This window comes from Gilvimarinus sp. 1_MG-2023, from assembly GCF_030548285.1.
Genome location: NZ_JAUOSC010001478.1, coordinates 1 through 246, shown reverse-complemented (window position 1 = coordinate 246; position 246 = coordinate 1). Strand labels below are relative to the sequence as shown.

The 246-nt window shown below is 56.9% G+C and carries 1 protein-coding gene; it reads right to left on the bottom strand.

What is annotated here, in order from left to right:
* Positions 1-231: DUF349 domain-containing protein (locus Q4563_RS21740; protein WP_303606012.1), on the bottom strand; the 231-nt coding region annotated here is incomplete at its 3' end.
* Positions 232-246: the final 15 nt, after the last annotated feature.

Sequence of the window (246 nt, the reverse complement as noted above, 5' to 3'; positions counted from 1 at the left end):
CAGTTCCTCGATCAGCTGGTTGCGTCGTTCAACGTTGACTTCCCGTTGACGAGCGACGTCGGCAAACCAGGCGCGGCAAGGTTCAAAGGCTTTGTCGCCAGCTGCCTGAAAACGATCCCACAAGGCTTTGTCGGGCTGGGAAGAGTTGAGTGTTTTCCACTCGTCCTGCAGCACCTGGATCTTGTCGGCGAGGACATCAGGGCTGATATCGGCATCGATCAGGGCTTCCATCGACTCACACAGAGC